At 67.8% G+C, this 25,827-nt stretch carries 26 protein-coding genes; 13 read left to right on the plus strand and 13 right to left on the minus strand.

Translation table 11 applies throughout. From position 1 onward, the window contains the following. From ACTFO6_RS04585 to ACTFO6_RS04635, 11 genes are all read right to left on the minus strand, one after another. Positions 1–798, minus strand: a complete 798-nt coding sequence (locus tag ACTFO6_RS04585) for a prepilin-type N-terminal cleavage/methylation domain-containing protein (RefSeq protein ID WP_439933264.1) — start codon at positions 796–798, stop codon at positions 1–3. Then, the gene (locus ACTFO6_RS04590) at positions 795–1,892 is read right to left on the minus strand and encodes a hypothetical protein (protein WP_439933265.1); all 1,098 of its coding nucleotides are present in this window, start codon (positions 1,890–1,892) and stop codon (positions 795–797) included. The genes ACTFO6_RS04585 and ACTFO6_RS04590 overlap by 4 nt, the downstream gene beginning before the upstream one ends. Further along, the gene (locus ACTFO6_RS04595; RefSeq protein WP_439933266.1) at positions 1,889–2,323 is read right to left on the minus strand and encodes a hypothetical protein; all 435 of its coding nucleotides are present in this window, start codon (positions 2,321–2,323) and stop codon (positions 1,889–1,891) included. The genes ACTFO6_RS04590 and ACTFO6_RS04595 overlap by 4 nt, the downstream gene beginning before the upstream one ends. Further along, positions 2,320–2,925: a hypothetical protein gene (locus tag ACTFO6_RS04600; RefSeq protein WP_439933267.1), complete on the minus strand. Its 606-nt coding sequence runs from the start codon at positions 2,923–2,925 to the stop codon at positions 2,320–2,322. Before ACTFO6_RS04600 ends, ACTFO6_RS04595 begins: the two co-directional genes overlap by 4 nt. Next, the gene (locus ACTFO6_RS04605; protein WP_439933268.1) at positions 2,922–4,505 is read right to left on the minus strand and encodes a hypothetical protein; all 1,584 of its coding nucleotides are present in this window, start codon (positions 4,503–4,505) and stop codon (positions 2,922–2,924) included. The genes ACTFO6_RS04600 and ACTFO6_RS04605 overlap by 4 nt, the downstream gene beginning before the upstream one ends. Next, positions 4,505–5,707: a type II secretion system F family protein gene (locus ACTFO6_RS04610; RefSeq protein ID WP_439933269.1), complete on the minus strand. Its 1,203-nt coding sequence runs from the start codon at positions 5,705–5,707 to the stop codon at positions 4,505–4,507. Before ACTFO6_RS04610 ends, ACTFO6_RS04605 begins: the two co-directional genes overlap by 1 nt. Before the next feature lie 19 nt (positions 5,708–5,726). Continuing rightward, complete coding sequence (locus tag ACTFO6_RS04615; RefSeq protein WP_439933270.1) at positions 5,727–7,442, minus strand: GspE/PulE family protein; 1,716 nt, start codon at positions 7,440–7,442, stop codon at positions 5,727–5,729. Between the two features lie 82 nt (positions 7,443–7,524). Next, positions 7,525–8,838, minus strand: a complete 1,314-nt coding sequence (locus tag ACTFO6_RS04620) for a tetratricopeptide repeat protein (RefSeq protein WP_439933271.1) — start codon at positions 8,836–8,838, stop codon at positions 7,525–7,527. Next, a complete protein-coding gene (gene mshL, locus ACTFO6_RS04625) occupies positions 8,835–10,694 on the minus strand; it encodes a pilus (MSHA type) biogenesis protein MshL (RefSeq protein ID WP_439933272.1) in 1,860 nt (619 codons plus the stop codon). Before mshL ends, ACTFO6_RS04620 begins: the two co-directional genes overlap by 4 nt. Before the next feature lie 119 nt (positions 10,695–10,813). Next, positions 10,814–12,244: an AAA family ATPase gene (locus tag ACTFO6_RS04630; protein WP_439933273.1), complete on the minus strand. Its 1,431-nt coding sequence runs from the start codon at positions 12,242–12,244 to the stop codon at positions 10,814–10,816. 31 nt (positions 12,245–12,275) lie between these two features. Continuing rightward, on the minus strand, positions 12,276–13,781 hold the full coding sequence (locus ACTFO6_RS04635) for a sigma-54-dependent transcriptional regulator (RefSeq protein ID WP_439933274.1): 1,506 nt from the start codon (positions 13,779–13,781) through the stop codon (positions 12,276–12,278). A 480-nt stretch (positions 13,782–14,261) separates the two neighbouring features. On the opposite strand from ACTFO6_RS04635, the gene ACTFO6_RS04640 reads away from it, so the two are divergent. Then, positions 14,262–14,711 (plus strand): hypothetical protein, encoded by a 450-nt coding sequence (locus tag ACTFO6_RS04640; RefSeq protein ID WP_439933275.1) that lies wholly within the window; start codon positions 14,262–14,264, stop codon positions 14,709–14,711. A gap of 43 nt (positions 14,712–14,754) precedes the next feature. After that, positions 14,755–15,621 (plus strand): diiron oxygenase, encoded by an 867-nt coding sequence (locus ACTFO6_RS04645; protein ID WP_439933276.1) that lies wholly within the window; start codon positions 14,755–14,757, stop codon positions 15,619–15,621. On the opposite strand, the gene ACTFO6_RS04650 is transcribed toward ACTFO6_RS04645, so the two are convergent. Together ACTFO6_RS04650 and ACTFO6_RS04655 are read right to left on the minus strand one after the other, a co-directional pair. Next, positions 15,602–16,513 carry an NAD-dependent epimerase/dehydratase family protein gene (locus tag ACTFO6_RS04650; protein WP_439933277.1) on the minus strand — a complete coding sequence of 304 codons (912 nt, stop codon included), beginning with the start codon at positions 16,511–16,513 and terminating at the stop codon, positions 15,602–15,604. The genes ACTFO6_RS04645 and ACTFO6_RS04650 overlap by 20 nt on opposite strands. Then, entirely contained in the window at positions 16,510–17,571 is a 1,062-nt protein-coding gene (locus ACTFO6_RS04655) for an LLM class flavin-dependent oxidoreductase (protein ID WP_439933409.1), read from the minus strand. The genes ACTFO6_RS04650 and ACTFO6_RS04655 overlap by 4 nt, the downstream gene beginning before the upstream one ends. 46 nt (positions 17,572–17,617) lie before the next feature. Between ACTFO6_RS04655 and ACTFO6_RS04660 the strand changes: the two genes are divergently transcribed. From ACTFO6_RS04660 to ACTFO6_RS04710, 11 genes are all read left to right on the plus strand, one after another. After that, positions 17,618–18,106 carry a hypothetical protein gene (locus ACTFO6_RS04660; protein ID WP_439933278.1) on the plus strand — a complete coding sequence of 163 codons (489 nt, stop codon included), beginning with the start codon at positions 17,618–17,620 and terminating at the stop codon, positions 18,104–18,106. Positions 18,107–18,275: 169 nt separating this feature from the next. Next, entirely contained in the window at positions 18,276–19,082 is an 807-nt protein-coding gene (locus tag ACTFO6_RS04665; RefSeq protein ID WP_439933279.1) for an ABC transporter ATP-binding protein, read from the plus strand. Continuing rightward, positions 19,079–19,873, plus strand: coding sequence for a lipid asymmetry maintenance ABC transporter permease subunit MlaE (gene mlaE, locus ACTFO6_RS04670; protein WP_439933280.1), 795 nt, complete (start codon positions 19,079–19,081; stop codon positions 19,871–19,873). Before ACTFO6_RS04665 ends, mlaE begins: the two co-directional genes overlap by 4 nt. Before the next feature lie 3 nt (positions 19,874–19,876). Beyond that, a complete protein-coding gene (gene mlaD / locus ACTFO6_RS04675; protein WP_439933281.1) occupies positions 19,877–20,344 on the plus strand; it encodes an outer membrane lipid asymmetry maintenance protein MlaD in 468 nt (155 codons plus the stop codon). Positions 20,345–20,374: 30 nt separating this feature from the next. After that, positions 20,375–20,998, plus strand: a complete 624-nt coding sequence (locus tag ACTFO6_RS04680) for an MlaC/ttg2D family ABC transporter substrate-binding protein (RefSeq protein ID WP_439933282.1) — start codon at positions 20,375–20,377, stop codon at positions 20,996–20,998. Between the two features lie 7 nt (positions 20,999–21,005). Further along, positions 21,006–21,314: an STAS domain-containing protein gene (locus tag ACTFO6_RS04685; RefSeq protein ID WP_439933283.1), complete on the plus strand. Its 309-nt coding sequence runs from the start codon at positions 21,006–21,008 to the stop codon at positions 21,312–21,314. Between the two features lie 32 nt (positions 21,315–21,346). Continuing rightward, a complete protein-coding gene (locus ACTFO6_RS04690; RefSeq protein WP_439933284.1) occupies positions 21,347–22,246 on the plus strand; it encodes an ABC transporter ATP-binding protein in 900 nt (299 codons plus the stop codon). Continuing rightward, a complete protein-coding gene (locus ACTFO6_RS04695) occupies positions 22,239–23,003 on the plus strand; it encodes an ABC transporter permease (RefSeq protein WP_439933285.1) in 765 nt (254 codons plus the stop codon). The genes ACTFO6_RS04690 and ACTFO6_RS04695 overlap by 8 nt, the downstream gene beginning before the upstream one ends. Positions 23,004–23,019: 16 nt before the next feature. After that, a complete protein-coding gene (locus tag ACTFO6_RS04700; RefSeq protein ID WP_439933286.1) occupies positions 23,020–23,262 on the plus strand; it encodes a BolA family protein in 243 nt (80 codons plus the stop codon). Positions 23,263–23,275: 13 nt separating this feature from the next. Then, complete coding sequence (gene murA / locus ACTFO6_RS04705) at positions 23,276–24,529, plus strand: UDP-N-acetylglucosamine 1-carboxyvinyltransferase (protein WP_439933287.1); 1,254 nt, start codon at positions 23,276–23,278, stop codon at positions 24,527–24,529. A 2-nt stretch (positions 24,530–24,531) separates the two neighbouring features. After that, entirely contained in the window at positions 24,532–25,821 is a 1,290-nt protein-coding gene (locus tag ACTFO6_RS04710) for an O-acetylhomoserine aminocarboxypropyltransferase/cysteine synthase family protein (protein ID WP_439933288.1), read from the plus strand. Positions 25,822–25,827: the final 6 nt, after the last annotated feature.

Below are 25,827 nucleotides of genomic sequence, written 5' to 3' on the forward strand. Positions count from 1 at the left end.
TCAGGGCAGCTTGCCGGCTTGGACCATGCGGTTTTTGAGAATGGACGGGGAGATCCAGACGACCTGGTCGTCGTAAGGGTCGTCAGGATATTTGCCCGGCGAGCGGCTCACGAAGGTCGCATCGTTGTCTGTGTTTTCCTGTTCGTCGCTGTCCCCACTCAAAGGAAGGCGAGTGCCGTTGGGCAGGTAGGCGCCGTAGCCGTTTTTTCCGTGGGAGGCGATGAGAGCGGGAACGTTCGTCGCCACGTTTTTTCCCGAGGGTCCGCTGCCATCCTTGACAGTGATGTTGCCCTCTGAGCACAAGGCAAAAGAGGCGTTGGCGGCCACCTCCGTACAATCCGCCGTGGCGGAGGCGGCGGGATTGACCTGATCGGCCCAATCCTGGCGGACGCGGTAGGTGAAGCGTCGCCCCCAGGCATCCGTCTCAGGAAGTGCCAACGTGGCCCACGGCACGACGCCGTCGGTCGTGATGTTGCACTGGCCCGTCGTTGAGTTGTAGCTTTCTTCGCCACTTCCCGAGCTGCCGCTCGGAGTCGCCCCGTCCGCCGGACACGGCAGCCGTCCGTTCGCCAGGGAGAAGCCGATTAAAGCCTCTTTGATTTCATCTAACTTACGCTGAGTGTCCTTGATCGATTGCTGTTCGAGCTGGGCGCTGATGGGCGCCAGAAGGCCGCCCAAGAGCAATCCTAGAATGAGGAGAACCACCGCCAGCTCCACCAGAGTAAAACCTGCGGCATGCCGAATCGTGATGCCGTTTACTCCAGGTTTAGGGTTGGCCCCTTTGTTTACGATTCTCATGGGCACTGGACGACATTCCCGTTCTCGAGGCAGACGCTGACGAAGGGATTCTGAATCGTAATGGTTGCGCTGGATCGGTCAGGGGCCACCGTGTAAACCGTAATGCTCGGGTCGAACCACCCGTTGTCTTTGAGAACTTCTTTTATGGTGGGGTTGAAAGGTAACTCCTCGTATGGTACCGAGCCGGTCTTCTCGCCGGGGATCTGGTAACCCGTCCCGTTACTCGCCCAGGGATAATGCTTAGGGCTCTGCTGCTCGTAATAGCCTTGTACGCCGCTGGCAGGCGTTGCAGTGCCGCGGATTTCTCCGGCGATTCGTTTGTTGGCCGCCACGAACAGCTCGTCGTGGCCGATGGCCAGCAGCCTGTCGTTGAAGGAAGCGCTGGGGTGGGCCGCAACGAAGATGGCATCACCGTCGGCGTTGTCCTCCACCGCATTCACGACATCCAGGTAATTCTTCGAATTGCATTTGGGCGTACTGGATGCTGGGCTAGCGGTGCAAATACCAGCGTCGTCACAATCGGTGCCAACGATACATCCGCGAGTCTGGATTGTGCTGGCATCCTCCCGTTGCAACGGCGTGCCAGGAGCGAATACAACCGCCACGACATCTGATTGGGGACTGGTCCCGACGATAGAGAGGTCTCCAGGGCTATAGGAATTGATGACAATTGAATCATCATCCCTAAAATTTCTGGATAAAGAATACCAAAGGCGCTCTCCAGACCCATCTCTCAAGTCAGGCAAGCGTAATGTGCGCCAAGGCAGGCGCCCAATGTAACTTGGGCATTCATTGCCTGAAAGTATTTCCGCCGAGCCGTCGTCATCCAGGTCAGGGCAGGGCAGGCTGCCCGGCCGATTGTTATCGACCAGAGCGCGGCCGATCAACGCCTCCTTCGCCTGCGCCAGCGCCTGTTGAGTAATGCGGTCCCGCTCGGTGGCGATCGAGCCGGCGTTGAGCGATTGCACCAGCAGGTAAGCGGCGCCCGTGATGAGCACGAGAAGCATGAGGAGCAGCACCTGGCCGCGCTGGCGACCGGACGTGACGGGAGCGCCCCGCATGCCGCGGGCATGGCCGAGCGTTGTGGCGGTCACCGGGCGGCCTCCGGGGACGCGCCGGCGCCGGGCGGGGACGTTTCTCTCCCGCGCTCCCTGCCCTCGCCGGGGGCGAGCCATACCGTCTCCCCCACCTTCACCTGCACCTTGCCCTCGGGCGTGGTCACCACCACGGTCGCCGCGTCCAGGGGCCGGGCGGCGAGGCCGTCCTCCGCCGCGGGCGCCGAAGCCGGCCGGGGAACCCCGTTCACCCACACGACCGCTTTCCCGTCCGAGCGCTGCACCAGCCCGTTGACGGTGACGCCGGAGAGCGACGGCGCGGCCTCGGCCGAGGGCCTCACCCGCTGCCGTTCCAGTTGCTCCCGCTCCTCCGGGGTGAAGAACAGCCGTCCCAGAGGATCGGCGGCCCAGGCGGCGGCGGCAAGCCCGCCCAGGACGAGAAAGAGCGCCGGTTGTAGGAAGCGAGTCATGGCTGGGGGCGGTCCTTCAAGGAAATCCAGGTGAGCTGGCAGTCGGCTTCCAGTTGGGGACCGAAACGCGAGGGGGCTGCGGCCGCCGCACGCCTGACCTGGCAGCCCCGCAGGAGGAACAGGCCCTTGGCTTCCTCGCGCAATGCTTCGAAAAAGCGGGCGAGTTCTCCCTCGTGCAAAAGGGAGAGTTGCAGCCTCATGTCCGAGGCCAGCAGGTCGATCGGGCCGCCCGGCAACGGAATGTCCGGCTGATAGGGGCGCTGGGGCGAGATGGCGTAGCGGGCGCCGAAGAGGCGCTGCCGCCCGCGCAGCCGGTCGATGGCTTCGATCCAGTCGAGCCGCTGCTCTTCGCCGATCACTCCCCGAGCGACGAGGCGCTGGTATTCCTCGTAATACTCGTCCAGGTTTTTGCGCTCCTCCTGGACCCGGGCGAGCTGGGCGTGGGCCTGGGCCACCTGGGATTGCAGGGCGGCGTGGGTTCGCTGCATCCGGGCCTTGAACTCATGGGCGGCGCCGATGGCCACGAGGGCGAGGGCGAGGACCGCGGCGGCGAAGAACACGGTGCCGCGCAGAAGAGGCCAGTCCTGGCGCGTGAGTCTCATGTCGCCGCCCGCACGATCTTGAGGGCGAAAGCGGCGCGCTGCTCGGCCTCGGGCGCGTCCGATTGCCCCGCGAGGCTCGCCTGGGGGCGGAGATCGAGGGGCAGTTCGAGCCGCTCCACGCTGAATCCCCGCCGGGTGAGCTCGGCGGCGAGGGCTTCCACTTGTTCCAGCGCCTCCCGGTAGTTGTGCCGGAACGGGTGCACTTCCCCTTGCAGCAGCACAACCCGGTAGAGGGTGGGGCCGGGACTGGCCGGCTGAGGAGAAGCAGCCCGAGGCCTCCCGGGCGCGCTTTTCTCGATGCTCTCTGGATGGGTCGTGATTTGCCAGGAAAGCTGGGTGAGGCGCAGCCCGGGGAAGGCTTCGAGGACCTGGCCGATGCCGGAGAGCGCTTCCGCCGGCGAAGGGGAGGATTGGGCCAGGGCCCGGGTCGCCAGCACCACCCGGCGCATTTCCGAGGCCGACCGGGGAGTGGGCGGAAAGGTCGCGCGGATGGCCTGGTGCTGGCGCTCCAGGCTTTGCAGCTCCCTCGTCAATTGCTCGGCGCGGCGGGAGAAATTCATCCCTTGCCACACGTCCAGACCCGCCCAGAGCAGGAGCCCCAGCCCGGTGGCCAGCACCGCCGCCCGGGCGAGCCGGCGCGCTTCCCCCAGGGTGTGATAATGGGTGTGCTGGGCGGGGGCGTACTGGTTGGGGGGACGGCTCTTCACCAGCGCGTGCAGCAGCAGGCCGGTGGCGTCCGAATCGGGCAGGGAGTCGCGGTAACCCAGCCGCGCGGCGAGTTCCCCGATGTCCAGGTACGCGTAGCGCACCCGGGGCGAGTCCTGGAGCCGCGCCGCCAGCGCTTCCCGGTCCTCCCGCGAGCACACGATGGCGACCTGCATCGGCCGCTCGGAGGGCAGAAGGCTCAAGCTCTGCAGGTACTGGACGGTGCGGGCGGCCTCGTGGATCACCGTGGCGGTGAACTGGGCGCCGACCGCCGGTTGCAGGCCTGCGTCGGCGTGAGGGCCCGTGGCCAGGGGACTCAAGCGGGAGAAGCTCACGTGACCGTTCTTGAAATAGGTCTGGCGTACGCCGGCGTCCCGCTCCCAGGTGATGAGCAGCAGGTCGTGGCCGGAAATCAGCCGGGCGATGTGCCGGCTCAGGAGGGGCACCGAGTACAGGCCCCGCAGGGGGATCTCGTAATGGACCAGGAGCTCGACCCAAAGCGCGATCCACCCCGGATTGGTCAGGGCGGAAAACAACACCCGGTCATCGCGCCGGCCCTCCCGCATCCGCTCCCGGATCTCGGCGTGGCGGAAGGGCGTGGAGCGGTAGAACTGCTCCAGCTTGCGCGCGAGCAGCGTCGAGCGCTCCGGGCCGATCAGGTGGGGGACGGTTTCGAAGCGAAAATCCTCTTCCACCAGGTCGGCGAGCATCCACGCCGTGCGGCGGCGCTGGGCCACTTCGGCCGCGTAGGCGGCAAACGCCCGCCGGCCCGCTTCGTCGGCGGTGAAGGCCCCCTCCAGGGAAACATGGCCCCCATGCCAGCGGTAGGCGGTGAGGCGCTCAGCGGTGAGGAACAGCAGGGCGGGCTCGGCCATCAGAACCGGGTCCTGCTGATGACGTCGTACACGGGCATGAGCACCGAGAACATGACCCAGCCCAAGAGCGCTCCCAGCACCAGGGTGAGGAGGGGGCCGATCATGGTCTGGATCCGTTTCACCGATTCGCGCACGTCCCGGTCGTAGAAGTAGGTGACGTTGAGCAGCGCCTTGTCCAAAGCGCCAGTCGCCTCGCCCACCCGCAGCATGCGCAGTACCAGGGGCGGAAAGAGGCCCACCTCGGCGAAGCTCTGGGTCAGGTTCTTGCCTTCTTCGATGCGCCGGCCGACCTGCTCCAGGCTCGCCGCCACCACCCGGTTGCCGGCGATGTCCCGGGCGGCGGCGATGCACTCCAGGATCGAGATGCCCGAGGCATACATCATGGCGAAGGTGTTGGCGAAGCGGGCCAGGATGATCTTGTGCAGGATCGGCCCCACGACCCAGAGCCTGAGCTTCAAGCGGTCGATGCGGCTCTCCAGACCGGGCATGAAGCGCCCGCCCAGCCAGATCCCGGCGGCCGCCCCCGCCAGCAGTCCGGCGATGAGGTACCAATAGCCCACGACGGCGTTCGATAACGCGATCAGGAGCCTGGTCTGGGGCGGGATTGCCTGGCCGATGTTTTGCATGAAGCCGGCAAGCTGGGGCACCAGGTACATCATCAGAAACAGGAACACGGCGAGCACCACCGCCAAGACCATGGCCGGGTAGAGCATGACCTGCCTGGTCTGGGCGGCCAGCTCGTCCTGCCACTTGAGGCTTTCGGTGATATGGCCGAACACCTCGGAGAGCCGGCCGCTCTGCTCGCCCGCGCGCACCAGGCTCACGTGGACCGGCTCGAACACCCGGGGATACGGGGCCATGGCCTGGGACAGGCGCTGTCCTCCCTCCACGCCCTCGATCATGTTGGCGATGATCTGGCGAAACGCCGGGTCGTTCATCGTGTCGCGCAGGTCGGCCAGGCTCTCCAGCAGAGGCACACCGGCCCGGGTGAGGCTCTCCAGGTTGAAGAAGAAGGTGATGAGCTCCTGGCGCCGCACCCGGCGCCCGAGGGCGAGCTGGTTCGCCCGGGCCGGCCGTGCGGAGATGAGGTCGAGCCCCCCGCGCTTGAGCCGCAGCTCCAGATCCACCGGGTTGGCGGCGTCCTGCATGCCGCGGACGCGTTTGCCGACGGGATCGACGGCGACGTACTGGTAGAGGGCCATGGCGGTTTTAACGCGGGTTTTACGCGAGCCGGTTGGTGAGGTCGATCACCCGCAGCACCTCGTCTAGAGAGGTCACGCCCTCCAGCACCCGCTGGATCGCATCCTCGGCCAAGGGGCGGAATCCCTTGGTGAGAGCCATGGTGCGGATCTCCCGGGCCGTGGCCCGGCGCGCCACCAGCTCGTCCAGATCCTCGTCCATCTTGAGCAGCTCCATCACCGCGATGCGGCCGCTGTAGCCCTGGTGGTCGCACAGCTCGCAGCCCGCTGCCCGGTAGATGGTGGGCGGCGCCTCGTCGCGCTCGAAACCGAGCAGGCGCCGCTCCAGCTCGCCCGGCCGGTGGGGTTTCTTGCAGTGATGGCACAGCACCCGCACCAGCCGCTGGGCGATGACTCCGATGATGTTGCCCGCCATGATGTCGGGCAGTATGCCGATGTCCAGCAGGCGCGGCACGACGCCGATGGCGGAGTTGGTGTGCAGGGTGGAGTACACCTGGTGGCCGGTCATGGCGGCGCGGAAGGCCATCTCCGCAGTGGGATGGTCGCGGATCTCGCCCACCAGGATCACGTCCGGGTCCTGGCGCAGCATGGAGCGAATGCCGCTGGCGAAGTCGAGCTTGGCCGTCTCGTTGACCGAGGTCTGGCGAATGAGGGGCATGGGGTATTCCACCGGATCCTCCAGGGTCATGATGTTGACCCCGTCGGTGTTGATGTGGTTGAGGATGGAATAGAGGGTCGTGGTCTTGCCGCTGCCGGTGGGGCCGGTCACCAAGATGATGCCCTCGGGGCGGGCGATCATGATCTTCAAGGTGGCCAGGGCCTGTTCGTGCAGGCCCAGCATGTCCAGCGGCACGATGCCCTTCTGCCGGTCCAGCACCCGCAACACCATGTTCTCGCCGTAGGTGGTAGGGTGGGAGGCGACGCGGAAATCGATCAACCGGCCCGACAGCCTCAGGGAAATATGGCCGTCCTGGGGCGCCCGCGTCTCGGCGATGTTCATGCCGCTCATCACCTTGAGCCGCACCACCATGGCCGGCCAGTAGGACTTGTGCAGGCTTCTCACCTGGCGCAACACCCCGTCGATGCGGTAGCGGATGCGAAGGAAACTGTGCTCCGGCTCGAAGTGGATGTCGGAGGCGCCCCGCTGCACGGCGTCCGAGAGCAGGGCGTCGATCAGGCGCACCACCGGCTGGCTGAACTCGTTGACTCCGACGAGCGGGGTCTGGTAGTCCATCTCGCCGGGCTCGATCTCGTGCAGGATGCCGTCGATGGAGAGCTCGAAGCCGTAGTACTGGTCGATCGCCCGCAGGATGTCGGATTCGGCGGCGAGAAGCTGCTGGATGCGGTAGTCCTCCTTGACCAGGGCACGCACCTGGTCCAGGGCGATGATGTTGTCCGGGTCGGCGATGGCGATGGTGAGCTGGCGCCGGTTGTGGTCCACGGCGATGGGCAGGATCGCGTAGCGCCGGGCCACCTCTTTGGGGATCAGCTTGATCGCCTGGGCGTCGACGATCACCTTGGCGAGGTCGACGCTCTCCTGCCCCAGGCTCTCCGACAGCACGTCCCGGATGGTGGCTTCCGAGAGGAAGCCGAGGGCCACCATCAGCCGCCCCAGGGGCAGGTGGTTCTTGTTTTGTTCCTGGAGGGCGATGCGAAGCTGGTCTTCGCTGATGACGCCCTTCTCCACCAGAAGCTGGCCGAGGGGGCGTTGGCTCAGGGTTTGTTCCAGGGCGGACATGCCAGAAAAGTTCGCAAAAACCGTGCCTTTTGCGAGGGTGGGAAGCCCGCCGCCCCGTCCGGATCCCGGGCGGGGGCGAGGTCTATTCTTTCGACTTCCCGAGTTCTCGGAGCCGCGCCTCCACCCGAGAGGGATCGAAGGCGGCCACGCTGCTCCCGACCAGAGCCAGGGCGCGTTGGTAGTATTGTCCCGCCAGCGCCGCCTCGTTCAAGTGGTCCAGGCTGACGGCCAGGTTATAGGCGTAATCGGCGTTACCGGGTTCCAGCTTAAACGCCTGGAAATAGGCCTGCTGGGCTTCGCTCCAACGGGACTGGGCAGCGTAGAGGTTGCCCAGGGCGAAATGAAGGGCGGCGGCCTCAGGCTGTCCCGCCAGCAGGATCTTCAGCCGACTTTCCAGGGCGGCGGGATCCAGGGCCGGCCCGTCCAGCGCCGCGAGCCCTGCCGTGGCCAGGGGATCCCGGGGGTCCAGGGCGAGCGCCTGGCGGTAATAGCGCCGGGCCGCGTCGGGATCGCCCCGCTTCACGGCGATGGCCGCGAGTCCCAGAAGGGCGTCCCGGTTGCGCCGTTCCCTGACCAGGAGCGACCGATAGTGCCCTTCCGCGGCGCTCAAGTCTCCCGCCTGGAGGGCCTGGTACGCTTGGGCGAGGGCCGGGTCCACTTCGGACGGGGCGGAGGCGCGCTCGATGCGGATGCGGGGATCGGCGGCGGCCGGCTCGCTTTCCACCCCAGGCCCGGCGGCCCGGGCCGGCGGAGGCTTAAGCGCCGCCTGGCCTTCGGCTTTGCCCGGTGGGGGCGGGTTGGAAGAAGGCTTACTCGGCGCGTCCCTAGGCTCGGGCGGCGGCGCTAGACGCGGAGCGGCGGATTCGGGGCCGGCCGGGCTCCTTTCCGGCACCGGGTTCCGGTCGGTGGGGGCGGTCGCGGGCGTCTGCGCGACGGGCGCTTGGGAGGGAGGAACCGCTGCGGGGGCTATCCGGGCGGGCGGCGGGTCGCTCGCCGGTGCGGCGGCGAGGAGGGGCGGCCGGGACATCTCCCGCCAGATGTATAGCCCTCCCCCCAGGGCGGAGGCCAGGGCGATGGCGGCGAACCCCAGCAGCCAGGCTTTGGAGGCGCCCGGAAGGGCCTTGGCTTCGAACAACCGCTCGGCGCCGGCCCGCTCGGCCGCTCCCGCGCCGGGCAGGACGGCTCCGCCGGCGCCGGGGAGCGGTCCCGTCCGTGGGGGCGGTTCCTCCAGGCTAAGCTCCAGCCGGGGAGCGGGCGAGGCCGGGGAAGGGGACTTCCCCCCGCCCGGGTCCCCGGCGCCGGCGGTCCCCGCGCCCCCTTGCGGGGCGGACGCAGGGCCGTCATTTTTCCGCTTTTCCAGTTCGGCCCGCTTGAGGGCGTCCAGGAGCAGGCTCATGGCTCAATCAGGGGCAGCCGCGCCCGCCCCGAACCGAAGAAATTGTCGAAGCGCGGCGAGTCCAGGAAGTTGTCCCCGGGCAGCAGGGGCCGCAAATGGGCGTAGTCCCCGTCCAGGCTGGCGTTGCGGATCACGGTGGGCCGCAGGAACACCACCAGCTCGGTCTTGGTCCGGGTGTCGTTGCGGGCGGTGAAGATCTCCCCCAGCAAGGGAATCTGGGCCAGGCCGGGCACCGTGTCGTCCTTGTTCTCGATGCCGTCCTGCATGAGCCCGCCCATGACCGCCACGTCGCCGCTGGCGACCCGGATCACCGACTCCATCTCCCGGGTCTGGATCTCCGGGATCCGGTTGGGAATCAGGAGGCTCGGATTGGGATCGTTGACGAACCCGGTGATGCGGGAGACCGTGGGGCGCACGTTGAGGGTGACCGTGTCGGCTGCCGAGATCTGGGGGGTGACGCTCATCACGAAGCCCACCGACACCGTGTTGGGCGTGGTGGTGAAGGTGGTGACGGTGCCCACGTTGGCGGTGGTGACCGTATCCGCCTTCACGGTGAAATAGACCCGGTTCTCCACCACCTTGAGCAGCGCCGTCTGGTTGTTGATGACCGACAGCTTGGGGCTGGAGAGCACCTTCACCGTGCCGAAGGACTCCAGCAGCTTCAGGGTGGCCGAGAAGTCGTCGCTGCCCGAATAGGTGCCGGTGAAGAGGGTCGAGCCGATCGCACTCGGCAGGGTGGAGAGAGTCTGCTGCTGGAGCGTCCATTGGCCCCCCGCCTTGACGAAGGCGCGCCAGTCGATGCCCTGCTGGTAGTTGTCCGACAGGTTCACTTCCACCACCGTGGCCTCGATCAGCACCTGCCGCCGGGCGCTTGCCATTACCTGGTCCAGGAACTCCTGGATCTTCTCGTGCTGGCGGGCGGTGGCGCGGATGGAAAGGACCCCGGTCTCCGGGTTGGCGATGACGGAGGCCGCCTCGCGGAACGTGGCGCGGCGGATCACCGTGGTGCCTTCGCTCTGCACCGCGGCGGGGTTGGGGCTGGAATAAATCCCCGGCTCCCGGCTGCCGCGGGTGGTGGGGGGCGGTGCCCCGGTGCCGGTGGTGGACTGGACGCTGCCCTGTTCCACCGCGGTTTCGTAGGAGCCTTCCGGCAGTAGCTTGTCGGTCTCCCGCAGCAGGTCCTTCACGTTCTGCACCAGGGTCTCCCAGAAGCGGTTCTTGGCCGTGTTGTTGAGGGAGGTGTTGGAGATGTTGCCTTGGCCCAGTCCGCCCACGGGGCCCGTGCCGGTCGTGCCGGTGGCGGCCGCGCCCCCCTGGATCTGGGTGGCGATGGCCACGGTGGCGGTGGCGTCCCGGGCCATGTTCACGTAATCGACCTTGTAGTTGCGCAGGAAAGGGGTGTCGGGCATGACCACCAGGGTGGAGTCCTGCACCTCGTAGCGCATGTCCACCTGCTTGGCGATCCGCTCCAGGATCTGGGGCAGGGTCTGCTGGATGGCGTTCAGGGTGACCGTGCCCTGGATGCTAGGATGCACGTCGATATTGAGCCGCGCGTCCCGGGCCAGGGCGAAGAGCAGCTCCTGCACCGGGACGTTCACTACGGAGACGCTGAAGGTCTCCGGCTTCGGGGACGGTCTGGGCGCCGGCACCGGGGGAGCCTGGGTGACCGGCGGGGGCAGGGTGCCGGTTCTGGGGGGGACCGTGGCGGCGGTGACGTGGGCCGTCGGGGAGGGTTTGCTGGGCTGGGTACCGCAGCCCGCCATGACCAGGACAAGGCCTACGGCCAGGAGCCCCGCCGCCGGGAACCGGCTCGCCCTAGGCGCGAGCCCGAAGCAACACTGCCCGCAACGCCTCACCCCCTTTTCTCCCTGAAGCCCATGAATGCGATTTTCAGCCTAGCATGAAAATCTTTTTTATTCAAACCAATATTAAGGATTATCTGAAGTGGTTTATCACGTTGTCGCCCTCCGATTCTTCACCGCATGGCCTTGACTTCTTCCAGCCGGCGCACGATGGGCGCGAACTCGCTCCGATAGCCGGGCGGCAGCCGGTCCAGGGCCGCCAGGCCTTCCTCCCGGGAGTCGAAGCTGCCGTACATGACGGTGAAGTTGGGCTGGCCGCCGGTGCGGGTGGGGTACACGTAGATCCTGTCCAGGTCAATGAGCTGCCGGGCTCGCTGCAAGAACCGTTCCATGCGCGCCGGCCGGATGTCGTTGGTCAGGAAAAGCTGCACGCTGTAGCTTTCCCCGGGACGGGTTTCCAGGAGCTCCCGCGCCGCCGCCACCCGTTGACCCAGCAGGGCGTATCCTTCGAGGGCAAGCTCTGAAAAGGAGGCCCCGGAAGCCGGCGACTCCGGTCGGGCATCCTGGACCCGCCCGGGGGCGGGCTCCGTCGGAGCGGAAGGCGATTCTCCTTGGCGCGAAGGCGGCCCTCCTGGGGCGGAGGGGGATTGTTGGGTCGTGGGGGAAGCTACCGCCTGGGGCGCTTCTATCGGATCGGCGCCGGGAAGGGGTTGGCCTTGGTAGAGCCAGCCGACGCCCGCTGCGAACCCCACCGCCAGGACGGAGAGGGTCAGGGCGGTAACGGGCGGGCGGCGCCGAGGCGCCAGCGCCGAATCCCGGATGGCCATTTTCACGTGGCGGGGCTCGATCCGATGGGAGTCCTCCACGAAGGCCGCAAGCAACGCCTTGTCGGCGAGGACGTTGATCCGCCGGGTGAGACCCTGGGACGCCCGGGCGATTGCCCGCACGGCCGCCGGGCTGAAGAGGTCCGGTCCCCGGTAGCCGGCCGCCCGCAGGCGAAACATGAGGTATTCGCCCACGGCGGGTCCGTCCAGGGGCGGCATCTGGAAGCTGTGGGTGATGCGGTCCCGGAGCTGGCGCATCTCCGGCCGGGCCAGGAGGGCGTCCAGCTCCGGCTGGCCGAACAGCACGAGGCGCAGGAGCTTGTGGCGGCCCGTCTCCAGGTTGGCGAGCAGCCGCAGCGCTTCCAGCGTCTCCGGGGACATGGCGTGGGCCTCGTCCACCAGCACCACCACGTACTTGCCCGCGGCGTGCTTGTCGATGAGGGCCTGGGAAAGGGCCTTGAGGGCCTGGGTCTGGCGCTCGCCCGCGAGATGGAGGCCCAGCTCGTCGGCCACGGCGTACAGGAGCTCGTCCGGGCTCAAGGCGGGGTGGCCCAGGTAGACCGTTTCCACCTCCGGCGGCAGCCGCTCCATCAGCACCCGGCATAGCATGGTCTTTCCGCTGCCCACTTCGCCCACCACCTTGACAATGCCCTCCACGTGGGTAAGGGCGTAAATGAGCGCCTCCAGCGTCGTGCCCCGGCGGGCGCCAGCGTAGAAGAAATCGGTGAGGGGGGTGATGCTGAAGGGCGGCTCGCTGAGCCCGAAGTGATCTAAATACACGCGAGGCGACTTGAATGCACGATTGCGCGGCTCAGGCGTTCTTGTCGCTCGACTCGCCCCGCGCCTCCATGCGGCTGTAGAGGGTGGTGCGGTTGATCCCCAGGAGCTTCGCCGCCTGGCTCACGTTTCCGTGGGTGAGCTGGAGAGCGGCCCGGATGTAGCTCTGCTCCCAGAGCTTCAGGGTCTGGTCCAGGCTGAATTCCCGCTCCCGCTGGAGTTGGCGGGTGGCGAGGGCCAGCAAGGCCTCCGGATCCCGCTGCAGCATGGCTTCGTCGGGGGAGGCGGCGGGCAGGTTCACGTCTAGCTCCGCCTCGAGCTGGCGGGCGTCCACCTGGCGTCCGGCGTACTTGGTGACCAGGCGGATGACGATGTTGCGTAGCTCCCGCACGTTGCCAGGAAAGGCATAGCGTTTCCACAGCTCCAAGGCGTCCGGGGCCAGCTCGAAGGGCTGGGCGTCCCCCTGGTCGGAGTAGAAGCGGCGGAAATGCTCCAGCAGCAGGAGCTTATCGCCGTCGAGTTCCCGCAGGGGCGGCACCTGGATGGTGAAGACGGAAAGCCGGTGGTAGAGGTCGGCGCGGAAGCGGCCCGAGCGCACCTCCTGGCGCAGGTCCCGGTTGGTGGCGGCGATTACCCGGGCGCTGCTCTTGCGCGTCTGGGTCTCGCCGACCCGCTGGAACTCGCCGTTCTCCAGCACCCGCAGCAGCTTGGGCTGTAGGTCTAACGGCAGCTCCCCGATCTCGTCCAGGAACAGGGTGCCGCCGCTCGCGTCCTCGAAGTAGCCGGACTTGGCGCCGGTCGCGCCGGTGAACGAGCCCTTGGCGTAGCCGAACAGGGTGGGCTCCACCAGGTTGGGGGAGATGGCGGCGCAATTGAGGGCGAGATAAGGGGCGCTCGGGTTGGCGGAGAGCTTGTGCAACGCCGCCGCCACCATCTCCTTGCCGCTGCCCGATTCCCCCTCGATCAGCACCGGGAACGGGGCCCGCGCGTACTGGCGGATCTGCTCTCGCATTTTCTGGATCGGCTCGCTCGAGCCGATGATGCCGTATTCCCCGGGCAGGGTTTCCTCTTCCCGCTTCAGCTCCCGGGCCCGGGCGTTGAGCGCCGCCATCAGGTGGGCCTTGATGTCCTCGGGCTCGCACGGCTTGGCGATGAAGTCCACCGCGCCGAGGGCCCGGGCATGCCGGGCGTTGGCCTCGTCGTTCTGCCCCGAGAGCACCAGGATCTTCATCTGCTCGGAATGGGCGAGGAGCTCCGAGATCAGGCGGAAGCCCTCGTCCGGCTGGTGGGGGATGGGGGGCAGCCCCAGGTCCACCAGGGCGAGATCGGGGGGCGGATCCAGTTGCCGCACCAGGCTGATGGCATGGGGCCGGGTCTCGGCCACGTGCACCTCGAAGTCCCGTCCTAGGACGAAGGCCAGGGTGTCGGTGATGAGGTTGTCATCGTCCACCACCAGCAGGACGGGCTTCCCGTCCGGCTGGCCTGGGACGCCGATGACGCCGGTGGCCGGTTGGCGGCGGTTGGGGGGACTCATGCGCATAAGTATACGGGTACGGTCCGTTGGGCGGGTACGGCCTGTCAACCTTGAGCCCCGTCCCGCTTGCTTCCCCCGGCTACCTGGGCGCTCGCCGCCGCGAACGGGGGATTCCCATGGGCCGGGACCACAGGAAAGGTTGAGAAGCTATCCACGCCTCGGATAGGATGGAAGCATCCCGCCGGTACGACGGGCAGCGAGAGTGCCCGGCGCACGTGCCGGCAAGGCGGGTCGGGTCGTGATGCGGGCGCAGGTTCGTTGGACACTTCTTGCGCGTCCATTTGCCCGCTACCTCCCTAAGGCGACTGTAGACAGGCTATCTTAACCCGGATATTTCATGAAGACGCCCCAGAAATGGAAGCCGCGATGGACAAGGTTATCGGGTCAGGGTCAAAACGCTTGAGTACCCCTTGCACCGCCGGGTTGTTCGGGACCTCCATCCTCCCGAGCCCCGTGTGAAATCCCCGACTTGAGCCGCTCTCCGCCATGACCCACGATTTCCTGGTGCACCTGGCCCTGGAGGCGCGGAGCCCCCGCGTTCGGGTTGACCCCGCCCTGGATGAAGCCCTGGCGCGGCTCGACGCCCTGCTGGAACGTCTTTGCCGGGACTTGCAGGTGGAATACGTGGGTCCTGCCGTCGGAGTGGAGGCTCGGGAGGTGCACCGGCTGGTGGTGGCGGCCCATGCCTGGACGGCGGGAGCGCCTTCCTGGGGCGTACGGGTCTGCTCCGCCCGGTCGCCTTCCGGTTGGCGCGCCGAGTGGACCCTCGCCAGTGCCGGGCGGCTGCGCAAGCGGCTGATCGTGAAGGCGCTGCCCGAGTTTTTGGAGGGTTTTGTCCAGGCGGTGACGGCGGCAGGCAAGGCCGGCACCCCCGCCGGCCGCCAACTCGCCCGTCTGTGGGAAGCCTTCTCCAGAAGCGGCCCGTCGGTGCTATGATCGGCGCCTGCTTCGAAACCGCCATTCCCATCCGCCCCCAACCGTGAGCTGGTTGCCCGACCTTTCCCTGGTGCGTCATCTGAGCGCCGCCGCCGAGCCCTATCGGGACCCGGTGGCCCGGGTGCGATGGGACGCCCTCTCCCTGGAAGACTTCTGGCTCCCCCGGGAAGCCCTGTCCCTCCACGGCCTGGCCCCCTTCGATGCCCTGGACGAGACCGCCCAGCGGCGGCTTTCCCAGTATGAATTCCTGGGCATCATCCGCGCCGGGCTCTGGTTCGAAGGCTTGTTCATGGCCCGGCTCGCCCGGCGGCTGCGGCGGCCCCTACCTTTGGCGAACCACGTGTACCTGCTGCGGGAACTGCAGGAGGAGGCGGGCCACAGCCTCATGTTCCTCACCCTTATGGACAAAAGCGGGCTCGCCCTGCCGGGAGGGTACCAGCCCCTCCCACCGAGCGCCGGGTGGCTCGGCCAGTGGCTCCCGGTAGACGGCCCCCTATTCTGGCTTGCCGTGCTGATCGGCGAGGACGTGCCGGACAAGCTGAACCGTTATTTGCGACAGCAGCCCGAGGGGGCGGTGAACCCCGCGGTGCGGGATATCTGCCTCATGCACATGATGGACGAGGCCCGCCACCTGGCCTTCGCCCGTCGGACCCTCGAGGCGGGGCTAACTGGACTCGGGCCGGCGAGCCGCCGGTGGATGGGCTGGGTTCTGGGCCGCCTGCTCAGGATCATGGCAGAGGCCATGTTCTTTCCCCAACCCGCCCTCTACGAGGCGGCGGGCTTGACGCCAGGCCGCCGCTGGCTGGCCCTCGCCCGCTCGAACCCCCATCGATGGGAATTCGTCCGGCGCCTGCTCAGCCCCACCGTGCGACTGCTCCAGGGCTACGGCTTCAACGTGTCCATGGGCTGACGGGAACGGTCGCCTCCAGGGCCGCCCGGCAGTCATACCGAGGCCGCCAGGCCAGCTCAGTGCGCGCCCGGGCGCAGTCCAGGGTCAAGGGGCGGGCAAGTCCCTCCACCCAGCCGGGCTCGCCGAAAAGCCCGGTCAGACGCCAGCCCCAACCCACGAGGCGCCGGGCGGCGGCGAGGCTCAACGGGATCGCCCGGCGGTGGCGCTCGCAAACGGCGTCGCGAAAGGAGAAACTCCCTTCCCCGGCCAGGTTGAACGGCCCGCGGGCGTCGCCCGTCAGGCCCGCGACCACGGCCTGGGCCACGTCTTCTTCGTGCACGCACTGGAGCCGGGGCTGGGGCTCGGGAAGGCGCACGTAGAACGGCTGGGCGAGGAGGGCCTTGAGGAGGGGTTGGCAGCGGGGCCCCACGATGGCGTGGGGGCGCAGCCGCACCGCCTCCGGGTCGCAAGCCTCGAGCGCCCGCTCTACCTCCGCCTTATGGCAGGCGTATGCAAACCCGGGCAGCGGCGCGAAGGGCGCCGCTTCGTCGAGGGCCTCGCCGGCGCCGTAGACCGCCGCGCTGGAGAGGAAAATCCGCCGCCTCACGCCTAGGCTCCTGGCCCGCTCGAACAGGGACAGGGTCCCCTCCACGTTGACGGCACCCATGGCGGACAAGGCCGTGCGGCCCCGCAGGACCACGAAGGCGAGGTGCACCAAGGCATCTACCCCGGCGAGCCATCGATCCAGGCCGGGCGCGCCCAGGTCCACCCGGCGGCCTTGGAACTTGGGATGGGCGAAGGGGGCGGGACGCAAGTCGATGCCCCGCACTTCCTCCACTCGGGCGTGCCGGCACAGGGCCGGCAGCACCGCCCGGGCGAGGCGCCCCGCAGCCCCAGTCACCACCACCTTCATGGCGTCGCCCGGGAGAAGCGAGGAAGCACATGGGTGGCGAGGCAGGCGAGGGATTCCTGCGCCACCTCGGTGGGCACCGCCCCCGCCCCGACGGCGAGGAGCAGGTGGGTGACGCCCGCCGCCTCGTAGGCCCGCAGCCGCTCCGCGCACTCGTCCGGGTCGCCCACCACCACCATGCCGAACCGCTCCAGGAACGGAAGGTGGATGCCCAGGCGGGCGAGGGCCCGGAAGCGGCCCAGCTCGCGAAAGTGTTCGTAGCCTGGATACAGGCTTTCCAGGACCGGGAGGGTGGTGCGATACAGGGCCCGGTAGAACCAGGTGAAGGCTTCCGCCGCGAGCCGCCGCGCCCGCTCCCCGTCCTCCAGGCACAGGACCCCTACCGTCATGGCCGCCCGGGGAGGCGCCGGGCTGTTCCAGGCCCGACGGTAGCGTTCCAAATCGTGGCGCACCATGAACCAGGGCTTGAACGGGCCGGCCAGCACCCCGAGCCCCCGCTGCGCCGCCCACTCGAAGGTGTCGGGGCTCACCGCCGCGGTCCATAGGGGCGGGTGGGGCGTCTGAGTCCCACGGGGCACCAGTTCGAGGCCGTCGAGCCGCCAGAAGGTCCCCTGGTAGGTGAGGGGAACGGGCTCGAAGGAGCGGCGCAGGATCGCCAGCGCTTCCTCTACCCGCGCCCGGCTCTCCCCCATGGGAACGCCGAACACCTCGAACTCCTTGGGGGAGAAACCCCGACCCACCCCCACTTCCACCCGGCCGCCGGAAAGCAGATCCAGGGTGGCCACCCGCTCGGCCACGTGCACCGGGTGGTGCAGGGGGAGGGGGATCACGCCGAAGCCGAGCCGAAGATTGCGGGTGCGGCTAGCCGCGGCGGCGAGGAACAGCTCCGGCTTGGAGCAATGGGAGTATTGGGGCATGAAGTGATGCTCCACCACCCAGGCGCAGCGGAAGCCCAGCCGGTCCGCCAAGGCGATCTCCTCCAGCGCGTCCTGGTAGGTGGCGAGCTCGCTGCGAGCGAGCTGGGGCGGGACCGCCAGCTCGTAGAACAGATCGAAGTGCACGGAAAGCCGCGGGATTCGAAGGCGTAGCGGCCTATAATGCCAGTCCATGGACGCCGCTCCAACGTATCGCGTTCACGTGGGCGCCGTCGGCTGGGAGCATCCCCACTGGGTCGGGTCCTTCTACCCCGAAGACCTGCCGGCCGAGTGGCGCCTCGCCTTCTACAACCAGTGGTTCGACTGCGTGCTGGTGCCCGAGAGCCGCTGGATCGCCGCCACCGAAGAGGAGCTGATCGGCTGGCGGGAGGACACGCTCGCGCGCTTTCGCTTCGTCCTGGAGTCGGGCTCCGCGTCTCCGCAGGCCCGGGCCCGGGCCGCCTGCCTTGGGCCGAAACTAGGGATGTGGTATCCGGAGGGAGCCCGGGCGGAAGGGGGCCCGCGGCTCGAGTGGCTCACTCCGGACGAGGACTTGAAGGAGCTCGCCGCGCGCATCCAGACGCTCACCCGGGAGCCGGGGGAGCTCTACCTCATCGGCCGCCGCGCCGACGCGGCGTATTTGAACCGGGTGGTGACCCTGCTAGAGCTCCTGCGACTCTGAGGCCCGAAGGAGCGGCCGGTGTGGCGAGGCCCATGGCGGCCTGGGACCTGTCCGGCGGCTCGCCAGCCAGGGTATGACGGGCGAAAAGGACGTTCTTGGGGCCGGCTTCGCGGGTTTGTCCCGCCCCCCGTCCAACGGCTAAAATTCGGTTTTTTTACGTTCTTGGCCCATGGCGCCCGAAAACGTGGTGGAGATCCGCGATCTCGCCTTCAGCTACGATCGGCGGCCCATCTTCCGGGGCCTGAGCCTTTCCTTGCCCCGGGGGCGCGTGGTGGCGATCATGGGCGGCTCGGGCTCGGGCAAGACCACCCTGCTGCGCCTGATCGGCGGGCAGTTGAAGCCCCAGCGGGGGGAAGTGCGGGTGAACGGCCAGGCGGTGCACCGGCTGTCCACCGAGGAGCTGTACCGGCTGCGGCGGCGCATGGGCATGTTGTTCCAGTTCGGCGCCCTGTTCACCGATTTGACGGTGTTCGAAAACGTGGCTTTCCCCCTGAGGGAGCACACCGCCCTGCCCGAGTCCATGATCCGGGACCTGGTGCTCATGAAGCTCCACGCGGTGGGCTTGAGGGGCGCGCGCAGCCTCATGCCCTCGGAGCTCTCCGGCGGCATGGCGCGGCGGGTGGCCCTCGCCCGGGCGATCGCCCTGGACCCCATGCTGATCTTGTACGACGAGCCGTTCACCGGCCTCGACCCGATCTCCCTGGGGATCATCGGCGACCTGATCCGGCGCCTGAACGATGCCCTGGGGGCCACCTCCGTGGTGGTGACCCACGACATCCAGGAGTCCCTGCACATCGTCGATTACATCTATCTCCTGTCGGAAGGGCGGGTGATCGCCCAGGGCACGCCCGAGGAAATCCGCGCCTCCTCCGACCCCTACGTGGACCAGTTCATCCACGCCAAGAAGGACGGGCCCGTGGCGTTCCATTACCCGGCCCCCGACTACGACCGGGACCTGATGGGGAGCGGGGCGTGACGGGCGGGCTTCTGGACACGCTGGCCGGCCTCGGCACCCGGGTGGCGCAGGGGGTCAAGCGGCTCGGTTACGCGGCGCGCTTCGTGGGTGCGATCCTGCGCTATTCGGGGCCTTCTTTTCGGCGCTTCCGCCTGGTGATCAAGGAAATGTTCGCGGCGGGGGTGCTGTCCCTGGTGATCGTCGTGGTCTCGGGCCTGTTCGTCGGCATGGTGCTGGGCCTGCAAGGCTTCGACACCCTGGTCGACTACGCTTCCGAAGAGAGGCTGGGGGTGCTGGTGGCCCTGTCCCTGCTGCGGGAGCTGGGGCCGGTGGTGACGGCGCTGCTCTTCGCCGGCCGGGCGGGGACCTCCATCACCGCCGAGATCGGCCTGATGAAGGCTACGGAGCAGCTCACCGCCATGGACATGATGGCGGTGAATCCCGTCGGGCGGGTGGTGGCGCCCCGGTTCTGGGGCGGTTTTCTCGCCATGCCGCTGCTCGCCGCCATCTTCAGCGCCGTGGGCATCTTCGGCGGCTACCTGATCGGCGTGGTGTTCCTGGGGGTGGACGACGGGGCGTTCTGGTCCCAGATGCAGGAAGGCGTCGACCTGCGCGAGGACGTGCTGAACGGGGCGATCAAGAGCCTGGTGTTCGGCGCGGCGGTCTCCGCCATCGCGGTGTTCGAGGGTTTCGACGCGGAGCCCACGGCGGAGGGCGTGGCCCGCGCCACCACCCGCACGGTGGTCACCTCCTCCCTGGCGGTGCTGGGCCTGGACTACGTCTTGACCTCCTTCATGTTCAGAGGAGTCTGAATCGTGGAACGGCGCGCGATCGACATTTGGGTAGGGCTGTTCGTGCTGGCGGGCATCGGGGCGCTCCTGATCCTGGCGCTCAAGGTGGGCAACGCCAGCACCTTCTTCGCCGGCGACACCTACCGGGTGGTGGCCGAGTTCGACAACATCGGGGGGCTGAAGGTGCGGGCCCCGGTGCGCAGCGCCGGCGTGCTGGTGGGACGGGTGGAGAGCATCACCTTCGACAACGAACGCTACGTGGCCCGGGTCACCCTGGCGATCGACAAGCGCTACCGGTTCCCCAAGGATACGACGGCGTCCATCCTCACCTCGGGACTGCTCGGGGAGCAGTACATCGGGCTGGACGCCGGCGGCGACGAGCAGATGCTCGCCGACGGGGACACGATCAAGCTCACCCAGTCGGCCGTGGTCCTGGAAAAGTTGATCGGCCAGTTCCTCTACGGCCGGGCCGCCGAAGGCGGCGCCCAATGAACGCGGTTTTCCCATGATCGGGAGGCAGACATGCGATTGATCCATTTGGTGCTGGCCCTGGGCCTGCTGGCGGCGGCCCCGGCGCGGGCGGAGCTGGCGCCCGACGAGCTGGTGAAGAAGACGGCCGACGAGGTGCTCGCCATCGTGCGCGCCGACCAGGCATTGCAGGCCGGCGATCCCAAGAAAGTGCTCGCCCTGGTGGAGGAGAAGGTGCTCCCCCACTTCGACTTCACCCGCATGACCCGGCTCGCCATGGGCCGGCACTGGCGGGAAGCCACGCCCGAGCAGCAGCAGCAGATCGTTCGGGAGTTCCGCGAGCTGCTGGTGCGCACCTACACCGCGGCCTTCACCTCCTACAAGGGCCAGAGCGTCGCCTATAAGCCCTTCCGGATGGAGCCCGGCGCCACCGACGTCACCGTGCGTACCGAGATCGTCAATCCCGACGGGCGCCCGCCGATTCCGGTGGACTACAGCATGGTCAAGACGCCCAACGGCTGGAAGGTCTACGACGTGGCCATCGAGAACGTGAGCCTGGTGGCCACCTACCGTGGCACCTTCACCGAGGAAATCCGCCGCGGCGGGATCGACGGCCTGATCAAGAGCCTGCGGGACAAGAACCAGAGCCTGGCCCAACAGGGGCCGAAGAGGGGCTGAGGCGGGCGTGGAGGCCAGCGTCCGACGGGAAGGGGAAACCCTCCTGGTGGAGGGACCGGTCACCTTCGCGAGCGTCCCCGCCCTCTTCGCGGCGGGGCGCGAGGCGATGGCTCGGGACGACGGGGAGGTGCGGGTGGACCTGTCCCGAGTCACGGAGGCGGACTCCGCCGCGGTGAGCCTGCTCGTCCACTGGTGGCGGGATGCCCGCCGCCGGGGGCTCGCCTTCGCCGTCCTCCATCCGCCTAAGAGCGTGACAGGGCTCGCCCAGGTGTACGGGGTGGACCGGCTCCTCGGCCTGCCCGGCTCCGACGCTTAAATCCGGGTCTTTCACGAGTTCGGCCAGAAGGAATGGGCGCCGTCATCGACTTGCGGGCGGTTCACAAGGCCTTCGGGGCGATCAAGGCCCTGGACGGGGTGAGCCTATCCGTCGAGCAGGGGGAATTTTTCGCCCTCCTCGGCCCCAACGGGGCCGGCAAGACCACCCTCATCAACATCATTGCAGGCCTCACCCGCGCCACCTCGGGAAGCGTCCGGGTGATGGGCTTCGACGTGGTGGCGGATTACCGGCTCGCGCGGCGCGCTCTGGGGGTGGTGCCCCAGGAGCTGGTGTTCGATCCCTTTTTCACCGTGCGGGAGACTCTGCGGATCCAGTCGGGCTACTACGGCCTCGCCCGCAACGACGACTGGATCGACGAGGTGATGCATCACCTGGACCTGGCGGACAAGGCGGATCGCAACATGCGGGCCCTCTCCGGCGGCATGAAGCGGCGGGTCCTGGTGGCCCAGGCCCTGGTGCACAAGCCCCCGGTCATCGTGCTGGACGAGCCCACCGCCGGGGTGGACGTGGAGCTGCGCCAGGGGCTGTGGAACTTCGTGCGCAGGCTCAACCGGGACGGCCACACTATCGTGCTCACCACCCACTACCTGGAGGAAGCGGAGACCTTGTGCTCCCGCATCGCCATGCTCAAGCAGGGACGCATCGTGGCCCTGGACACCACCGCCAACCTGCTCTCCACCGTGTCCGGCCGCTATCTCAAGCTCAAGCTTGCGCCGGATCAGCTTCCGGCGAGCCTCCATGCGCTGCTAGCCGGCGAAGAACAGGGCCGCTTCGTGCTGGCGCTTCCCGACTACGGCAGCCTGGAGACGGTGCTTGCCACCCTGCGGGAAGCGCGGATCCAGATCCTGGACCTGGAGCTGGCCCAGCCGGACCTGGAAGAAGTCTTCGTGAGCATCATGAACCGTGAATAACTGGATCGGCTTCAAGACCCTGTTCTACAAGGAGTGGCTGCGCTTCTGGAAGGTGGCGTTCCAGACCGTCGCCGCGCCCCTGCTCACCACGCTCCTTTATCTTCTCATCTTCTCCCACGTGCTGGAGAGTCACGTGGAAGCCTTCCCCGGCGTGCCGTACACGGCTTTCCTGGTGCCGGGCCTGGCCATGATGGCGGTGCTGCAGAACGCCTTCGCCAACAGCTCCTCCAGCCTGATCCAGTCCAAGATCACCGGCAACATCGTGTTCGTGCTGCTGCCGCCCCTGTCCCACCGGGACATGCTGCTCGCCTACGTGCTGGCGGCCATGGCTCGGGGGCTCATCGTCGGACTAGGGGTGTTGCTCCTCTCCGCAGCCTTCGTCGCGCTACCGGTGCGCCACGCCCCGTGGGTGCTCGCCTTCGCCGTCCTGGGCAGCGCCATCGCCGGCAGCCTGGGGCTCGTCGCCGGCATTTGGGCGGAGAAGTTCGATCAGCTCGCCGCCTTCCAGAACTTCATTATCATGCCCCTCACCTTTCTCGCCGGGGTGTTCTACTCGGTGCACTCCCTGCCGGGCTTCTGGCAGGCGGTTTCCCACTTGAACCCGTTCTTCTACATGATCGACGGGTTCCGCTACGGCTTTTTCGGCGTCTCCGACGTCCCGCCCCCCGTGAGCCTGGCGATTGTGGGGGCGTGTTTTTTGGCGATATCATTGGGCGCGCTCTGGCTGCTCAAAATGGGCTATAAGCTGCGCCAGTAGCGGCGGGGAAACGACCATGGTATTCGCCGAAGACATCAAGCGCATCATTGAACAGGGCCTCGCTTGCGATTACGTGGAAGTGGAGGGCGACGGCCAGCACTTCGAGGCGATCGTGGTGAGCCCCGAGTTCCGGGGCAAGACCATGGTCCAGCAACATCAGCTCGTTTACCGGGCGCTGGGCAGCCGCATGCGCGGGGAGATCCACGCCCTGTCCATGAAGACCTACACGCCCGAGCAGTGGGCGCAGGCGCGCCCCTAGCGGCCCAGCCCCCATGCAGAAGCTGAGGATCGAGGGGGGAGCGCCGCTCTCCGGGGAGGTGCGGATCTCCGGGGCCAAGAACGCCGCGCTCCCCATCCTGTGCGCCTCGCTCCTCACCCCAGAGCCCCTGTTCGTCGAGAACATTCCCCACCTGCGGGACGTGACCACTACCCTGGGGCTGCTGGCCCAGATGGGGGTCTCCGTGTCCCTGGACGAGAAGCTTGGGGTAGAGCTTTGCGCCCGGGAGCTCACCCGCCTGGTGGCGCCCTACGAGTTGGTGAAAACCATGCGCGCGTCGATCCTGGTGCTGGGCCCCTTGCTCGCCCGCAAGGGCTACGCGGAGGTGTCCCTGCCTGGCGGCTGCGCCATCGGCCTGCGGCCGGTGGACCAGCACATCAAGGGGCTGCAGGCGATGGGCGCGGAGATCGCCATCGAGCACGGCTTCATCGTGGCCAAGGCGGCTCGGCTTCGGGGAACGCGAATCGTCATGGATCTCGTCACGGTGACCGGGACGGAGAACCTAATGATGGCCGCGACCCTGGCGGAGGGCGTCACGATACTGGAAAATGCCGCCCGAGAACCGGAAGTGGTAGATCTCGCCCGTTGCCTGAACGCCATGGGTGCGCGCATCGCCGGTGCGGGCTCGGACGTGATCACCGTCGAGGGGGTGCCCAGGCTTCACGGCGCCCGTCACCGGGTCATGCCCGACCGGATCGAGACCGGCACCTATCTGGCGGCGGCGGCGGTCACCGGCGGGCGCGTGCGGCTCAGGGAAACCCGCGGCGACATCCTGGACGCGGTGCTCGCCAAGTTTGCCGAGGCGGGGGCCCGAATCGACCAGGGGGCGGACTGGATCGAACTCGCCATGCCCGGGAGGCTCCGGGCGGTGAGCGTGCGCACGGCTCCCTATCCCGGCTTTCCCACCGACATGCAGGCCCAGTTCATGCTGCTCAACGCGGTGGCCGAGGGCACCGCGGTGGTCACCGAAACCGTGTTCGAAAACCGTTTCATGCACGTGCAGGAGCTCAAACGCATGGGCGCCGACATCGAGGTGGAGGGCAATACCGCGGTGGTGCGAGGCGTGCCGCGTCTCTCGGGGGCCAACGTGATGGCCACGGACCTGCGCGCCTCCGCCTGCCTGGTGCTGGCGGGGCTGGTGGCCGAGGGGGAGACGGTGGTGGACCGCATCTACCACATCGACCGTGGCTACGAGTGCATCGAGGAGAAGCTCACCCAGCTCGGGGCACGCATCCGGCGGGTGAATTGACCATGGCGGAGCGCAAATTCGGCTTCGGCACCCTGTGCCTGCACGCCGGCGCCATCCCGGATCCCGCGACCGGCGCCCGTGCCGTGCCCATCTACCAGACCACCTCCTTCGTGTTTGACAGCGCCGACCATGCCGCCTCCCTCTTCAACCTGCAGACCTTCGGCAACGTCTACACGCGGATCATGAACCCCACCACCGCCGTGTTCGAGGAGCGCATGGCGGCGCTGGAGAGCGGGCGCGCGGCGGTGGCCACGGCCACCGGCCAGGCGGCGGAGATGACCGCGCTCCTCACCCTATGCAACGCGGGCGACGAGATCGTGTCCGCTTCCACCTTGTACGGGGGCACCTACACCCTGTTCGGCTTCAACTTCGAGAAGCTGGGCATCAAAGTACGCTTCGTCGATCCGGACGATCCGGAAAACTTCCGCCGCGCCATCACGGAGAAGACCCGCTGCCTCTACGCCGAGACCGTCGGCAACCCCCTCATGAACGTGGCGGACATCGAGGCCATCGCGGGAATCGCCCACGAAGCGGGGATCCCTCTGGTTGTCGACAACACGGTGGCCACTCCGTACCTCTGCCGTCCCATCGAGTGGGGCGCGGACATCGTAGTGCACTCGGCCACCAAGTACATCGGCGGCCACGGCACCACCATGGGGGGCGTGCTGGTCGAGTCGGGCAAGTTCCCGTGGGGCAACGGCAAGTTTCCGGAGATGGTGACCCCGTCCAAGGGCTACCACGGGGTGATCTTCCATGAGACCTTCGGCGACTTCGGGTTCGCCATGCGGGCGCGGATGGAGACCTTGCGCACCCTGGGACCCGCGCTCTCGCCCTTGAACGCCTGGCTGCTGCTGCAGGGGCTGGAAACGCTGCACCTGCGCATGGAGCGCCACTGCGCTAACGCCCTGGCGGTGGCGCAGTTCCTCCAGGACCATCCGCTGGTTTCCTGGGTGAGCTATCCGGGGCTGCCCGGCGACAAGTACCACGCCCTGGCAAAGAAGTACCTGCCCAAGGGGACAAGCGGGTTACTCGCTTTCGGCGTGAAGGGCGGCATGGAGGCGGGTGTCAAGTTCATCGAGGCGGCCCAGCTCATGTCCCACCTCGCCAACATCGGCGACGCCAAGACTCTAGTGATCCATCCCGCTTCCACTACCCACCGCCAGCTCACCGAGGAAGAGCAGGCCAAGGCCGGCGTGACTCCGGACATGGTCCGCATCTCCGTGGGCATCGAGGACCTGGACGACATCCTGTGGGACATCGACCAGGCCCTCGCCCGGTCCCAGCGGGGCTAGCGAGCA

Source organism: Pelomicrobium sp. G1, assembly GCF_051905455.1.
Classification (GTDB): Bacteria; Pseudomonadota; Gammaproteobacteria; order Burkholderiales; family UBA6910; genus Pelomicrobium.

What these genes read in the sequence shown, in the direction of transcription:
- ACTFO6_RS04595 (WP_439933266.1), bottom strand. Translation starts at nt 2,323, where the DNA reads ATGACTCGCTTCCTACAACCGGCGCTCTTTCTCGTCCTGGGCGGGCTT.
- ACTFO6_RS04700 (WP_439933286.1), top strand. Translation starts at nt 23,020, where the DNA reads ATGGTATTCGCCGAAGACATCAAGCGCATCATTGAACAGGGCCTCGCT.
- ACTFO6_RS04650 (WP_439933277.1), bottom strand. Translation starts at nt 16,513, where the DNA reads ATGAAGGTGGTGGTGACTGGGGCTGCGGGGCGCCTCGCCCGGGCGGTG.
- ACTFO6_RS04640 (WP_439933275.1), top strand. Translation starts at nt 14,262, where the DNA reads ATGACCCACGATTTCCTGGTGCACCTGGCCCTGGAGGCGCGGAGCCCC.
- ACTFO6_RS04660 (WP_439933278.1), top strand. Translation starts at nt 17,618, where the DNA reads ATGGACGCCGCTCCAACGTATCGCGTTCACGTGGGCGCCGTCGGCTGG.
- ACTFO6_RS04605 (WP_439933268.1), bottom strand. Translation starts at nt 4,505, where the DNA reads ATGGCCGAGCCCGCCCTGCTGTTCCTCACCGCTGAGCGCCTCACCGCC.
- murA (WP_439933287.1), top strand. Translation starts at nt 23,276, where the DNA reads ATGCAGAAGCTGAGGATCGAGGGGGGAGCGCCGCTCTCCGGGGAGGTG.
- ACTFO6_RS04585 (WP_439933264.1), bottom strand. Translation starts at nt 798, where the DNA reads ATGAGAATCGTAAACAAAGGGGCCAACCCTAAACCTGGAGTAAACGGC.
- ACTFO6_RS04610 (WP_439933269.1), bottom strand. Translation starts at nt 5,707, where the DNA reads ATGGCCCTCTACCAGTACGTCGCCGTCGATCCCGTCGGCAAACGCGTC.
- ACTFO6_RS04710 (WP_439933288.1), top strand. Translation starts at nt 24,532, where the DNA reads ATGGCGGAGCGCAAATTCGGCTTCGGCACCCTGTGCCTGCACGCCGGC.
- ACTFO6_RS04620 (WP_439933271.1), bottom strand. Translation starts at nt 8,838, where the DNA reads ATGAGCCTGCTCCTGGACGCCCTCAAGCGGGCCGAACTGGAAAAGCGG.
- ACTFO6_RS04635 (WP_439933274.1), bottom strand. Translation starts at nt 13,781, where the DNA reads ATGCGCATGAGTCCCCCCAACCGCCGCCAACCGGCCACCGGCGTCATC.
- ACTFO6_RS04615 (WP_439933270.1), bottom strand. Translation starts at nt 7,442, where the DNA reads ATGTCCGCCCTGGAACAAACCCTGAGCCAACGCCCCCTCGGCCAGCTT.
- ACTFO6_RS04665 (WP_439933279.1), top strand. Translation starts at nt 18,276, where the DNA reads ATGGCGCCCGAAAACGTGGTGGAGATCCGCGATCTCGCCTTCAGCTAC.
- ACTFO6_RS04600 (WP_439933267.1), bottom strand. Translation starts at nt 2,925, where the DNA reads ATGAGACTCACGCGCCAGGACTGGCCTCTTCTGCGCGGCACCGTGTTC.
- ACTFO6_RS04680 (WP_439933282.1), top strand. Translation starts at nt 20,375, where the DNA reads ATGCGATTGATCCATTTGGTGCTGGCCCTGGGCCTGCTGGCGGCGGCC.
- ACTFO6_RS04690 (WP_439933284.1), top strand. Translation starts at nt 21,347, where the DNA reads ATGGGCGCCGTCATCGACTTGCGGGCGGTTCACAAGGCCTTCGGGGCG.